We start from the raw sequence: 12,852 nt of genomic DNA, 5'->3' as shown, positions 1-12,852 counted from the left end.
CCCGGGCGGCAAGTGGTCCCGCGATGCGGGACGGTCCCTCACGCGCGGCCGCGCAGCATCAGGTTCCAGTACAGGGCGGGCAGGCCGTACCGCTTGAGGTACCACATGTCGCGCCGTTCCCTGATCGTGTCGATGAACGGGATCGACGGCGTCGGCGTCATCGAGTAGTCGAACTCCGCGAGCAGCATGGACCGTCGGGACGTGGTGAGCGGGCAGGACGCGTAGCCGTCGTACCGGGCGCTCGGCGGGCGGCCCGCCATGGCGTCGAGCAGGTTGGCGGCCACCACCGGCGCCTGCTTGCGGACCGCGGCGCCGGTCTTGGAGTTCGGGCTGGACCCGGCGTCGCCGAGGGCGAACACCTCGGGGTGGCGGACGTGGCGCAGGGTGTGCCGGTCGATCTCCACGTACCCGTCCGGACCGGCGAGCGCGGACCGCTTCACCCAGTCCGGCGCGCTCTGCGGCGGGACCACGTGCAGCAGGTCGTACTCCAGGACGCTCTCGGCCTCCGGACCGGCGATCCGCGCCTTGCGGGCGTCGGCGTCGACCTCGACGAGCTCGCTCCGGAAGTGCACCCTGATGCCGTAGCGCCGCACCACGCCGTCGAGGACGCGCGCGAACTCCCTGACCCCGAAGACCGTGGGCGTCGGCAGCACCAGGTGCACGTCGATCTTGTCGAGGACGCCCTGCTCGCGCCAGTAGTCCGCGGCGAGGTAGGCGATCTTCTGCGGCGCGCCCCCGCACTTGATCGGCCCCGACGGCATGGTGAACACCGCGGCGCCCGACCGCAGTCCCTTGATGTACCTCCAGGTCGCGGGCGCGAGGTCGTAGCGGTAGTTGCTGGACACGCCCGCGAGCCCCAGCGTCGGCTCCAGGCCGGGGATCGCGCCCCAGTCGAGCTGGATGCCCGGGCACAGCACCAGGTACTCGTAGCCGACCGCGGACCCGTCGTCGAGGGTGACCTCGCGGGTGTCCGGGTCGACGCCCACCGCTGCCTGCCGGACCCAGGTCACCCCCTTCGGCACCACGGACGCCTGCGGTCGGGCGCTGCTGTGCGCGGGCGCGAGACCACCGCCGACGAGCGTCCACAGCGGCTGGTAGTAGTGCGTGCCCGATGGGTCGATCACCACGACGTCGCGCTGGCCCGCCCGCCGCAGCCGCGCCGCGACCGAGATCCCCGCGCTGCCACCCCCGACGATCACGATCCGGTGCCGCCAGTCCGCCACGTCCGCCTCCCGACTGAAATGTACGGACATATTACTGTCCCATAATGTGGGCGATCAAGGGCGGTACTAGGGTCGGCGGCGTGAGGTGGGCGGCAATCGTCCTGGCGGGCGGACGCGGGAGCAGGCTCGGCGGCATCGACAAGCCCGCCCTGGTCATCGGCGGGATGACCCTGCTCGACCGGGCCGTCGCCGCCGTCGAGGGCGCGGACCCGGTGGTCGTCGTGGGCCCGCGCAGGCCCACCGCCCGCCCGGTCGTCTGGACCCGCGAGGTCGAGCCCGGCAGCGGACCGGTCGCCGCGCTGGCCGCCGGTCTGTCGGCCGTGGACACCGCCGGCACCGTCCCGGCGCTCGATGACACCGCGCCTGACGTGCCTGCGCGCGACATTCCAGCGCCTGATGTCGTCGTGCTGCTTGCCGCCGACCTGCCCGCCGTGGACTGCGCCACAGTGCGCCGTGTGCGCGACGCGGTGGGGGAGACCGGGGCCGTGCTGGTCGACACCGAAGGCCGCGACCAGTGGCTGCTGAGCGCGTGGCGCGTCGACGTCCTGCGTGCCGCCGTCGAGCGCTCCGGGCGCGGCCTCTACGCCGTCCTCGGCCCGCTGGCGCCCGTGCGCGTGCCCGATCCCGGCGGCGCGTCGTCCGATCTGGACACCCCGGCCGACCTCGACCGGTGGCGCTAGCCGGACCCGCGTTTCACAGGGCTCATACCGGTGGTGGGGTTGGCTGTCCTGGTATCCCGCCACAGGAGGAACGCCGGTGACCGAGCCGACCACGCCCGCCCACGACGCCCAGGTGCTGGAGCGCACCGTGTTCGAGGTCAAGCGCGTCATCGTCGGGCAGGACCGGCTGGTGGAACGCGTCCTCGTCGGGCTGCTCGCCAAGGGCCACCTGCTGCTCGAGGGCGTCCCCGGGGTGGCCAAGACGCTGGCCGTGGAGACCTTCGCCAAGGTCGTCGGCGGGTCGTTCTCCCGCGTGCAGTTCACCCCCGACCTCGTGCCCGCCGACATCCTCGGCACCCGCATCTACCGCCAGGGCACCGAGCGCTTCGACGTCGAGCTGGGCCCGGTCGTGGCCAACTTCGTGCTCGCCGACGAGATCAACCGCGCGCCCGCCAAGGTGCAGTCGGCGATGCTGGAGGTCATGGCCGAGCGGCACGTGTCCATCGGCGGCCAGACCTTCCCGATGCCCGACCCGTTCCTGGTGCTGGCCACCCAGAACCCGATCGAGAACGAAGGCGTCTACCCGCTGCCCGAGGCCCAGCGCGACCGGTTCCTCTTCAAGATCATCGTCGAGTACCCGACGGCCGAGGAGGAGCGCGAGATCGTCTACCGGATGGGCGTCGAGCCCCCGGTGCCCGACCAGGTGCTCAGCCCGGAGGAGCTGATCCGGCTGCAGAAGGTCGCCTCCCGGGTCTTCGTCCACCACGCGCTCGTCGACTACACCGTCCGGCTGGTGCTGGCCACCCGCACCCCGGCCGAGCACGGCCTCGCCGACGTCGCGGGCTGGATCGCCTACGGCGCGTCCCCGCGCGCCAGCCTCGGCATCATCGCCGCGGCCCGGGCGCTGGCCCTGGTCCGCGGCCGCGACTACGTGCTGCCCCAGGACGTGGTCGACGTGGTGCCGGACGTGCTGCGCCACCGCCTGGTGCTCAGCTACGACGCCCTCGCCGACGGCGTCCCCGTCGACCACATGGTCACCCGCGTGCTGCAGACCGTCCCGCTGCCGCAGGTCTCGGCCCGGCCGCAGGTGCCAGCGGGCAGGCCGTGACCCGCGGCGAACGACCCGGCTGGGCGCCGCCCATCCTGCGCGGCGACCGGATGGAGGCCGGGCTGCGGCTGCTGGAGATCGACGTCCGCCGCAGGCTCGACGGCCTGCTGCAGGGCAACCACCTCGGCCTGGTGCCCGGCCCCGGCTCCGAGCCCGGCGAGGCCCGGCCGTACCAGCCCGGCGACGACGTGCGCCGCATGGACTGGGCCGTCACCGCCCGCACGACCACCCCGCACATCCGGGAGACCGTCGCCGACCGCGAACTGGAGACGTGGCTGGTGGTCGACCTCTCGGCGTCGCTGGACTTCGGCACGGCCGCCTGCGAGAAGCGCGACCTCGCGGTGGCCGCCGTCGCCGCCATCACGCACCTGACGCGCGGCGGCGGCAACCGCGTCGGCGCGCTCATCGCGACCGGCGAGCGGACCGCCCGCGTGCCCGCGCGCGGCGGCCTCGCCCACGCCCGCGGTCTGGTGCGCCGGGTGGCCGAGACGCCGAGCCCGCCCGAGGGGGTGCGCGGCGACCTCGCCGCCGCCATCGACCAGCTGCGCCGCCCGCCGCGCCGCCGCGGCCTGGCCGTCGTGGTCTCGGACTTCCTGGGCGACACCGACTGGCAGCGCCCGCTGCGCGCGTTGTCGCTGCGCCACGAGCTGGTCGCCGTCGAGATCGTCGACCCGCGCGACACGGAGCTGCCCGACGTCGGCACCGTCGTGCTGGCCGACCCGGAGACCGGCCGCCAGCGCGAGGTGACGGCGACGCCCTTGCTGCGCAAGGAGTTCGCCGCCGCCGCGGCGCAGCACCGGTCCACTGTGGCCGCCTGCCTGCGCCGCGCGGGCGCGGCCCACCTGACGCTGCGCACGGACTCGGACTGGATCGCCGACACCGTGCGGTTCGTCGTGTCCCGCAAGCGCCGCTGGTCGGGAGGTGTGGCGTGACCCTGAGCCTGAGCGGGTTCACCGCGCCGTGGTGGTTCCTGCTGCTGCTGGCCGTCGCCGCGCTGGTGGTCGGCTACCTGCTGGTGCAGCGCTCGCGCCGCCGCCGGGTCATGCGGTTCACCAACCTGGAGCTGCTGGAGCGCGTCGCGCCGAGGCGGCAGGGCTGGGTGCGGCACGTGCCCGCGGTCGGCCTGGTGATCGCCCTGATGCTGCTCACGACCGCGATGGCGGGCCCGACCGCCGAACAGCGCGTGCCGCGCAACCGGGCGACCGTCGTGCTGGTGATCGACGTGTCGCTGTCCATGGAGGCGACCGACGTGCCGCCGTCGCGGCTCAAGGCAGCGCAGGAGGCGGCGCGCACGTTCGTCCAGGGCCTGACGCCCGGGGTGAACCTGGGCCTGATCAGCTTCGCGGGCACGGCGACGGTCCTGGTGGCCCCGACGACCGAGCGCGCGGCCGTGGTCAACTCCATCGACAACCTCAAGCTCGCCCAGTCCACCGCGACCGGCGAGGCGATCTTCGCGGCCATGCAGTCGATCGAGAGCTTCTCATCGGTGGTCGGCGGCCCCGACGGACCGCCGCCCGCGCGCATCGTGCTGATGTCGGACGGGAAGCAGACGATCCCGACGGAGTTCGAGGACGACCCCCGGGGCTCGTTCACCGCGGCCCGCGCGGCGAAGGACAAGGGCATCCCGATCACCACGATCTCCTTCGGCACGATGCAGGGCACCGTCGAGATCGAGGGCCGCGTGCAGTCGGTCGAGGTCGACGACGACGCCATGCGCGAGATAGCCCGGCTCTCCGGCGGCGATTTCTACACCGCCGCCACCGCCGAGCAGCTGCGCAGCGTATACGACACCCTCGGCGAACAGATCGGATATGAGATCAAGTTCACCGACGCGAGCAGACCGTGGCTCATCATGGGCACATTGTTGGCAGTATTGGCGGCGGCGATGTCGTTGGTCGTCGGGCAGCGGCTTCCGTAGGTTCCACAGTTAACAGGGCCTTTCCGTCGCCCTCTGTCAACCCGCTGACCTGCTGGGATGGTCGAATTCCGGTTCCTACCTGCGCGTTAACAGTCGAGTCGGCAAACCGGTAAACACCGGCACTTGTGCGGGCGTGCGCCGCTGCGGTGGTATTCGAGGCGTCGGTCGGTTGCGAGAAAGATTCGCAGACGGCGGGAAACGCCGTTCCCGTCATCGCGGGACCGATCGAAACCCTGCACCCAACGCATGGAGAACTCGTGAAACGCACTCTCGTCGCGGTGGCCCTGCTCACCGTCGCGGGCGCTTCCGTCGCCGCACTCCCGGCACTCGCCGCCGCCCCCGCCGACCTCGCCGCCGCCGCGTCGCCGGGGATGCTCGCCGCCATGGAGCGCGACCTCGGCCTGTCGAAGGACGCCGCGCTCGCCCGGATCGCCGCCGAGGACAAGGCCGCCAGGACCGAGGACAGGCTGCGCGCCACCCTGTCCGACGCCTTCGGCGGCTCCTGGTTCGACGCCGCGTCCGGCACGCTCGTCGTCGGTGTCACCGACGCGGGCAAGGCGTCCGCCGTCCGCGCCGACGGCGCCCGCGCCGCCGTCGTCCGGCACAGCGCCCGCAAGCTCGACGCGACCGCCGACACCCTGGACCGCTCGCTCGCCGCCGCCCCGGCGGGCGTCACCGGCTGGTACGTCGACGTGCGGCGGAACACCGTCACCGTCACCGCCGCCCCGGGCGCCACCGCCCAGGCGAAGTCCTTCGTGGCCCGCGCGGGCGCCGACCGCGCCGCGGTCACGGTCGTGGAGTCGGCCGAGACCCCGCGCACCCTCTACAACCTCTACGGCGGCGACGCCTACTACATGGGCAGCGGCGGCCGCTGCTCGGTCGGCTTCTCCGTGCAGGGCGGCTACGTGACGGCGGGCCACTGCGGCCGGGTCGGCACCTCGACCACCGGCTCCAACCGCGTCGCCCAGGGCACCTTCCGCGGCTCGTCCTTCCCCGGCGACGACCTCGCCGTGGTGGCCGTGAACTCGTCGTGGACCCCGCAGGGCATGGTCAACCGCTACGACGGCTACGGCGTGTCGGTGCGCGGCTCGCAGGAGGCCCCGGTGGGCTCGTCGGTCTGCCGGTCGGGCTCGACCACGGGCTGGCACTGCGGCACCATCCAGTCGAAGAACCAGACCGTCCGCTACGCCGAGGGCGCCGTCTACGGCCTCACCCGCACGTCGGTCTGCGCCGAACCCGGCGACTCGGGCGGCTCGTTCATCAGCGGAAACCAGGCCCAGGGCGTCACCTCCGGCGGCTCAGGCGACTGCACGTCGGGCGGCACCACGTACTTCCAGCCCGTCAACGAGATCCTCAACCGCTACGGCCTGACCCTGGTCACCCGCTAGCCCCAGGGCGCCGCCCCCTCCGGGGCGGCGCCCTCCGCATGCCTCTTGTGTATGTGGCGCAGCCGCCTCGATGAGGCGGCACGATCACCTACTCCCCGACGACAGATCGCCCACTGCGGCAGGCCGCTCCGCCCAGGAGGTCACCCTCAACGGGCGGCTCTTCCCAGCAGGTGACTCTTCTCGGCAGGTCGCTCCGCCTAGCAGGCCGCTCGCCGCTGGCAGGTCGCTCCGCCTAGCAGGCCGCTCGCCGCTGGCAGGTCGCCTCACCCGGCAGGTGGCCCGCCCCTGGCAGGCCCCTCCGACTATCAGGTCGCTCATCCCCGGCAGGTCACTCCGCCCAGCTGTCGCTCGTACCCGGCAGTCGCCCTCGCCCAGCCAGCCACTCGTCCCAGCGAGTCGCGCCGCCCGGCGGGCCGCTCCGCCCGGCGGGCCGCTCCACGCGACAGTTCGTCCTTCTCAGCGGATCGACCCGCCCAACGGGCCACTCCGCGCAGCGGCGCCCCTTCTACTCGCCGATGACGGGCGGCGCGGTCACCTGATCCGTGCCGAACAACCCATCCGGATCGTTCTCGACGAGGAAGCTGGCGCGCTCGTGCTCGCCGTCCTCCCCACCCTGCCCCCGACCGGCACCCGCCCCCAGCCCGCCCGCGATGCCCCCGCGGGCGCCCCCCGCCGCAGCCCCCGCACCACCGGGCACACCCCCGCCCCGAGGCCCGAACCCACCCTGCTGACCAGCCCCTTGCTGCCCACCACTCAACGGACCAGGCCCGACCCCCGGCCTGCCGACCCCACCAGACCCAGCCGCCCTGCCCGCTCCACCCGATCCGCCCGCCCCACCAAGCCCGCCTGCTCGACCCGACCTGCCTGACCCACCGGACCTGCCCGACCCAGCACCATCAGGCCCCCGCCCCACCCCACGACCACCCGGACCGCCGTACCAGGGCCCGACCGACCCGATCGGATCCCCCTGCGGCATCCCACCGACCCCGGGATAAGGCCCACCGGACACCCCACCCGGCACCCCGGTCCCCGCAAACCCGGACGTCCCCGTCCCACCCCCACCCGGCACCCCCACCGGCTCCCCGCCCTGATGCCCACCACCCCCGGCCCCGCCGTACCCAGGCCCACGCCCACCCCCGCCGCCGCCACGGGGATCATCCTCCGGCGGCTCCTCCCGAGGCGGCGTGGCCGTAGCAGGCGGAGCAAAAGCAGGCGCGGTGGCCGCACTACCCGCCAACGTCAGGTCATACCCCCGAACAACCTCAGCCGCCTCCCGATGCGCCGCCTCCTGAGCCGCCGCCGCCCGCTGATTCGCCGCCGCCTGCTGGTTGTACAGCGCCGGATCAGTGATCGTCTGCAACTGCGCCGCCGCCGCGACCGGGTCGTAGGGCGGATAGGGCGGTGGCGGGACCTTCGCCTTCGCACTGGCCAGCGCGTCGGCCTGCCGAGCGGTGACGGTGCCCGCGAGCTGTGAGGCCCGTCCGGCCTCACCAGCCCTGTTGGCCATCTCGGCGACCGCCCGACGAGCCTGGGTGGCAGCCTCCCCGGTCCATGCGGACTCGCTGTCGGCGATGGCTTTGGCGACCGTGTCGCCGAACGTGGTGAGGTCGTTGCCCAGCCGAACCCAGAGATCCCCCGTCGCCCCCACGGCGCCCGGGTCAACTCCATTGTGGACGGAGTCGTACAGCTCCTGGTGCGGAATCCCCTCGTAGTGCACGGCAGGCGCACCGGGCGGCTGACGCGTCAGCGTGTTCTGCGCAAGCCCACGAGCCTGAGCGTCGAGCCGGTCCCCGGTGTGCAACATCGCGTCGACGTACCCCACCAGCGGACCGAGGAACGGCCCGTACTTCTGCTGCCCGCCCCGGATCAACTCCTGCCGGATCTCCTCGGCCGTCATGGACCGGCCGTACTCGTTGATCCCGTACTGGTCCTTCGCCGCCTTGATGTTCGGCTGCCCCGCCCCGGTCATCCGACCCCCCTACGATTCCGGCAGATTCTTCTCAACGAGCCCCGCCGTCCGCTCCGCCAACGCACACGACTCCTCAACGTCCCCCTGGCGATCGACAGAGACGACGTCCACGCGCGAGGAGTCCGACACGCCGATATAGACAGTGCATCCCCCGGCGGCGGAGTTCTTCGCGATCTTGGCGTCGTGCGAGCCCACCCTGGTCTCCGTCGCGTTCGACGCCCTGACCCCGTCGAGACCTGCGTTGGTTCGGATTCCGGTGCTGGTCGTACCCGCTGCCGTATGAGCCGTGCAGATCCGGGCGCTTCCCGTCTGGGCCTCCCCCTCCACCTTCGTGACGCCGAGCGTCTGCCGGTCGTCCGAGGTGAGGAGATCGCACGGACTCATGTCGGCCAGCGTCGTGGCTCGCTCGGTCGTCGGCTCCGCGGACGTGCTCTGCGTGCTCGTCCGCTCAGCGGTGTTCGGCCCGGGGACGGGTTCCCCAGGCGAACTGGTGCCGCACGAGGCGATGAAGGCCAACGCCGCTGTGGCAATGACGGCGCGAACACGCGAGATCACTGGGGTTCCTCTTTCACATGCCTGCGTCGGCGATGTCCTGTGCGGCATTCTGGTCACCTTCGGTGTAGGCGCCCGTCGAGGCCTTCAGTGAAGCCTCGATGCTGGCCAGGTCTTCTTGGAGGGACTTCAGGAAGGGGATGAACCCCTGGGTGGAATCGGTCGCGACGGAAGCCATGAACGGTTTGTAGACCTGGGCCGCGGGTGTCTGACCGAGCAGTGGTTCCTCGCTGAGGTAAACGGCCTCGGTGAGCATGTAGTTGACCTTGTCCTGCATCTCCGTGACGGCGGCGCGGAGGGCTTGAGCGCCTGGGCCGGAGAAGGTGAAGCCCTGGCTGGATGCCCAGGCCAGGTCGGTGGCGACTTGGTGCATTCCGTGGATGGCAAACATTCGCGTTCCCCCTCGGTTCCCCGGGTGGACTGTAGCAGTGAGTGATGGGGTGGTCGCTGGATTGGACGAGTTCGGCGACGGAGTGGTTCTGGGCCGGTCAGGTGAACTTGGTGAGGGATCGAGCGATCAGGTGGCTGATCCTGGCCTGGTCGGCGGGGGTGTAGGTGGTGTGGAGGGCGCCGTCGGGGGAGGGGGTGGTGGTGACGGCGTGTCTGCCCGCATCGGTGTCGAGCCAGGAGATGGAGTCGGGTGGGAGGCGTGGAGTCGTTGTGCTGATGAGGAAACTGCCGCCGCCCAGGCGTGGGCGGGACAGCAGGGCTTGGGCAGCGCGACTGGCCGGGTCGGCGGCGGAGGGGGCCGCTCGGAGATAGGTGTGGGCGGCGGGTTCGCGGCCGGTGGTGAAGGTGATGGAACCGCCCGGACCGGGGCGCAGGGCCGGGAGGAGGCCGACGGCGGCGCGGGGAGCGCCTTCGGCCGTCACGGGTGTGTAGGCGATGCGGGATTCGCTTTGTACGGCGAGGATTGCTCGCTTTCCATGGACGGCGACGGCCGCGATGATCGGCCTGCGGTCCGCCATTCCGGTGATGGCGATAGTCACCGGAGCGGTCGCGAATGTGGTGAGGGTTTCTTCAAGTTCAGCGGTGAAGCGCGTGCCGCTGATGAGACGCGCGCTTCCAAAGCGGTCTTGACGGCGGCGAAACGCGCTTCCCGGCCGAGTCCGCCGAAGCATGGGGTGGTGAACGGGAATCGCCACAGGGTGACGCCGAGTGCGGCGCCGATGGCGTCCAGTTCCGCGAACGAGCAGTCCAGTCGAGCCACCGAATGATCATGTCAGCCCGTTCGCGCGGGACGCGGGAGATTCACCTGGACGGGTGGGTTGACCGTTTTCCCTCCAGCCAAAGAGTTGACAGTTCTTCGACATTCATTCCCTTCGCGCCCGACATCCGCTAGACCGGAGCATCCGAAACGGCAAGGGGGACGGAATGGCGGGTAGGCGGATCGGCGGGGCCGGTGGCGGCTCGGACAAGGGGCCGCGCAGGGCGGGCGCGGTGCTCGTCGGCGCCGTCCTCGCCGTCGGGGCGGCCCACTCCGGGGGGCTGGTGAGCGCGGGCTCGGGCGTCACCGCACGCGCTGCCGACGCCAAGAAGGCCGCTAAGTCGGACAAGGGCAACGCGTGGTCGCGACTGGGCATGCGGGTGGGCAAGACCGTCAAGCGCTCCGGCGCCGACTGCGCGGCCGCCGCCTTCGGGGACATCCGCACCTTCTTCCTGCGCACCCCCTGCCGCTCCCTCGACCGCAAGCTCTACCCGCTCACCCTCGACAACGGCGCCGTCGTCGCCGTCTCCGTCGTCTGGGTCGGCTTCCGCACCCGGGGTCAGGCGGAGGACTTCCGCGCGCTGCACCGGATCCACGGCAACGGCGACATCCGCCCGCCCGCCCCCGGCGTCACCTTCACCGGCCACCACTACGACTCCCGCGTCCAGGGCACGTCGGTCGTCATCGCCGAGACCGAGGCCGTCTCCGGCGCGGTCGACCGCGACCTCCTGACCACCGTCGCCGAGGTCGCCGTCCTGTTCCCGGAGCCCTGAGTCAGGCGGGGAGGAGGCGGGCCGGGGCCTGGGTTGCCCACTCCAGCAACATGAGCGTCGCGTCGTCCTGGAGCGTGCCGTGTTGGTGGTCCATCACCTCGTGGATGATGCGGCGCAGGGTTTCCGGTGGCGACAGCCCCGCGATCTCGTGCCGCTCGGTAAGCGCCACCAGGCGGTCCAGGCCGAAGAACTCGTTGCCGGGGCTGCGCGCCTCGGTGACGCCGTCGGTGTACAGCAGGACGCGGTCCTGGGGGCGCAGGGTCACCTCGCCGATCCCGCTCGTGGGCCGCGCCGCCCGCACGCCCAGCGGCGGGCGCGGGCTCGGCGTGTCGATGTCGACCAGGTGCCCGTCGCGCAGCAGGACCGGCGGCGGGTGGCCAGCGAGCAGGTAGCGCAGCGTGCCGGTGCCGAGGTCGACGGTGGCCAGCACGGCCGTCGAGAACCCGCCGGTGGGCAACTCGTTGCGCAGGACGTCATCGGCCGCCGCGGCGATGCCGGACAGGTCCGCGTGCCCGCGCCGGGCGTTGCGGGTGGCGGCCAGGACCGCCGTCGTGATCAGGCCCGCGTGCAGGTCGTGGCCGGTGGAGTCGAACACCGCGAGATACGCGTGGTGGTCGTCCACCGCGTAGTCGAAACCGTCCCCGCCCGCCTGGTCGAACGGCTCCATGACGGCCGTGACGACGAGGTCCTGGCTGGCGAAGGTCCGCGGCGGCAGCAACTGGCCCAGCAACTCGCCCGCCACGGTGAACGGCCGCGTGCGGCGCAGCCGGTGGAAGGCGTCGCTGTACGGCGACTTCGCCATCACCAGGTGGCCGAGGAGCCCGACCAGCGTCCAGCACCGGGCCCGCGTGCCCGCGTCCTCGGGGTCGTCGCCGGAGGGCAGGCGCAGCAGCGCCACCCCGATCCGGTGGGTGCCGTCGACCATCGGCGCCCAGACCGCCCCCGGCTCGTCGTCGGCGATGATGTCGGTGAACTGGAACGCCCGGCCCGCTGGCGAGTCGTCCACCGCGATCGGCTCCCCGGGGCCCAGCGGCCGCAGCGAGCGCTCGGGGATGTCGACCAGGTACATGTCGATCCCGATGCCCGCCCGCAGGCACGCCGCCCGCACGAGGTCGTCGAGGTCGTCCGCGGTCGCCAGGTGCGCGGTGTCGATGATCTCGGCCAGCACCTCGCACCAGGTGGCGTGATCTCCGGCCATGGTCGTCCACGCTAGCCGCGCGGCACCCGCCCCGCCGGGTGAGCCGGTGACCAAGACCTCGCCGGGGGCGTCAGCGGTTACGCAGCGGTAGCCGATAGCCTCACTGGCGTTCGAGCGCACGCGCCAGGATGGGGAGACTGATGGGACGGTCGGTACTGGTCACCGGCGGCAACCGGGGCATCGGGCTGGCGATCGCCCGCGCGTTCGCCGAGCAGGGGGACAAGGTGGCCGTCACGCACCGTGGTTCCGGCGCGCCCGATGGGCTGTTCGGCGTGCGCTGCGACGTCACCGACGCCGCCTCCGTCGACGCCGCCTTCGCCGAGGTCGAGGACGCCCACGGCCCGGTCGAGGTGCTCATCGCCAACGCGGGCATCACCGACGACACCCTCCTCATGCGGATGGACGAGGAGCAGTTCACCCGCGTCATCGACGCCAACCTGACCGGCGCGTGGCGGGTCACCAAGCGGGCCACCCGCAACATGCTCAAGGCGCGGTTCGGCCGCATCGTCTACATCTCCTCCGTCGTGGGCATGCTGGGCTCGCCGGGGCAGGTCAACTACGCCGCCAGCAAGTCCGGCATGATCGGCATGGCCCGGTCCATCGCGCGCGAGCTGGGCGGGCGCAACATCACCGCCAACGTCGTCGCGCCCGGCTTCGTGGCCACCGACATGACCGAGCAGCTGACCGAGGAGCGCCGCAAGCAGATCCTCGCCTCCGTCCCGGCGGGCCGCTACGGCAGCACCGACGAGATCGCCGCCGCGGTCACCTTCCTGGCCTCCGACGCCGCCGCCTACATCACCGGAGCCGTGCTGCCCGTCGACGGCGGCCTCGGCATGGGCCACTGACGCCACCCCGAT

At 72.3% G+C, this 12,852-nt stretch carries 12 protein-coding genes; 7 read left to right on the top strand and 5 right to left on the bottom strand.

The genetic code is table 11. The features are described from left to right. Nucleotides 1-38: 38 nt before the first annotated feature. Nucleotides 39-1,223, bottom strand: coding sequence for an NAD(P)/FAD-dependent oxidoreductase (locus tag IEY98_RS14980; RefSeq protein ID WP_229786921.1), 1,185 nt, complete (start codon nucleotides 1,221-1,223; stop codon nucleotides 39-41). A gap of 80 nt (nucleotides 1,224-1,303) precedes the next feature. Here IEY98_RS14980 and mobA point away from each other — a divergent pair, with 80 nt between their 5' ends. From mobA to IEY98_RS14955, 5 genes are all read left to right on the top strand, one after another. Continuing rightward, complete coding sequence (gene mobA, locus IEY98_RS14975; protein WP_189211033.1) at nucleotides 1,304-1,903, top strand: molybdenum cofactor guanylyltransferase; 600 nt, start codon at nucleotides 1,304-1,306, stop codon at nucleotides 1,901-1,903. Nucleotides 1,904-1,979: 76 nt separating this feature from the next. After that, the gene (locus IEY98_RS14970; protein ID WP_189211032.1) at nucleotides 1,980-2,990 is read left to right on the top strand and encodes an AAA family ATPase; all 1,011 of its coding nucleotides are present in this window, start codon (nucleotides 1,980-1,982) and stop codon (nucleotides 2,988-2,990) included. A 50-nt stretch (nucleotides 2,991-3,040) separates the two neighbouring features. After that, entirely contained in the window at nucleotides 3,041-3,922 is an 882-nt protein-coding gene (locus IEY98_RS14965; protein ID WP_189211806.1) for a DUF58 domain-containing protein, read from the top strand. Between the two features lie 2 nt (nucleotides 3,923-3,924). After that, nucleotides 3,925-4,908, top strand: a complete 984-nt coding sequence (locus IEY98_RS14960) for a VWA domain-containing protein (RefSeq protein ID WP_189211805.1) — start codon at nucleotides 3,925-3,927, stop codon at nucleotides 4,906-4,908. 257 nt (nucleotides 4,909-5,165) lie between these two features. Continuing rightward, entirely contained in the window at nucleotides 5,166-6,296 is a 1,131-nt protein-coding gene (locus IEY98_RS14955) for a S1 family peptidase (protein ID WP_229786920.1), read from the top strand. Between the two features lie 1,978 nt (nucleotides 6,297-8,274). Here IEY98_RS14955 and IEY98_RS14950 read toward each other — a convergent pair. The 3 genes from IEY98_RS14950 to IEY98_RS14940 all read right to left on the bottom strand — a co-directional run bounded on the left by IEY98_RS14950 (nucleotide 8,275) and on the right by IEY98_RS14940 (nucleotide 10,013). Further along, entirely contained in the window at nucleotides 8,275-8,820 is a 546-nt protein-coding gene (locus IEY98_RS14950) for a DUF3558 family protein (RefSeq protein ID WP_189211031.1), read from the bottom strand. Nucleotides 8,821-8,833: 13 nt separating this feature from the next. Beyond that, complete coding sequence (locus IEY98_RS14945; RefSeq protein WP_189211030.1) at nucleotides 8,834-9,208, bottom strand: hypothetical protein; 375 nt, start codon at nucleotides 9,206-9,208, stop codon at nucleotides 8,834-8,836. Nucleotides 9,209-9,305: 97 nt separating this feature from the next. Then, nucleotides 9,306-10,013 (bottom strand): ESX secretion-associated protein EspG, encoded by a 708-nt coding sequence (locus tag IEY98_RS14940; RefSeq protein ID WP_268244595.1) that lies wholly within the window; start codon nucleotides 10,011-10,013, stop codon nucleotides 9,306-9,308. A 178-nt stretch (nucleotides 10,014-10,191) separates the two neighbouring features. On the opposite strand from IEY98_RS14940, the gene IEY98_RS14935 reads away from it, so the two are divergent. After that, nucleotides 10,192-10,797, top strand: coding sequence for a hypothetical protein (locus IEY98_RS14935; protein WP_189211028.1), 606 nt, complete (start codon nucleotides 10,192-10,194; stop codon nucleotides 10,795-10,797). A gap of 1 nt (nucleotide 10,798) precedes the next feature. On the opposite strand, the gene IEY98_RS14930 is transcribed toward IEY98_RS14935, so the two are convergent. Beyond that, the gene (locus tag IEY98_RS14930) at nucleotides 10,799-11,995 is read right to left on the bottom strand and encodes a PP2C family protein-serine/threonine phosphatase (protein WP_189211027.1); all 1,197 of its coding nucleotides are present in this window, start codon (nucleotides 11,993-11,995) and stop codon (nucleotides 10,799-10,801) included. 140 nt (nucleotides 11,996-12,135) lie between these two features. Between IEY98_RS14930 and fabG the strand changes: the two genes are divergently transcribed. Beyond that, nucleotides 12,136-12,840 (top strand): 3-oxoacyl-[acyl-carrier-protein] reductase, encoded by a 705-nt coding sequence (gene fabG / locus IEY98_RS14925; protein WP_189211026.1) that lies wholly within the window; start codon nucleotides 12,136-12,138, stop codon nucleotides 12,838-12,840. The last annotated feature ends 12 nt before the right edge of the window (nucleotides 12,841-12,852 follow it).

This window comes from Actinokineospora fastidiosa, from assembly GCF_014648415.1.
Lineage (GTDB): Bacteria > Actinomycetota > Actinomycetes > Mycobacteriales > Pseudonocardiaceae > Actinokineospora > Actinokineospora fastidiosa.
This window is presented reverse-complemented; position numbering and strand designations above follow the sequence as displayed.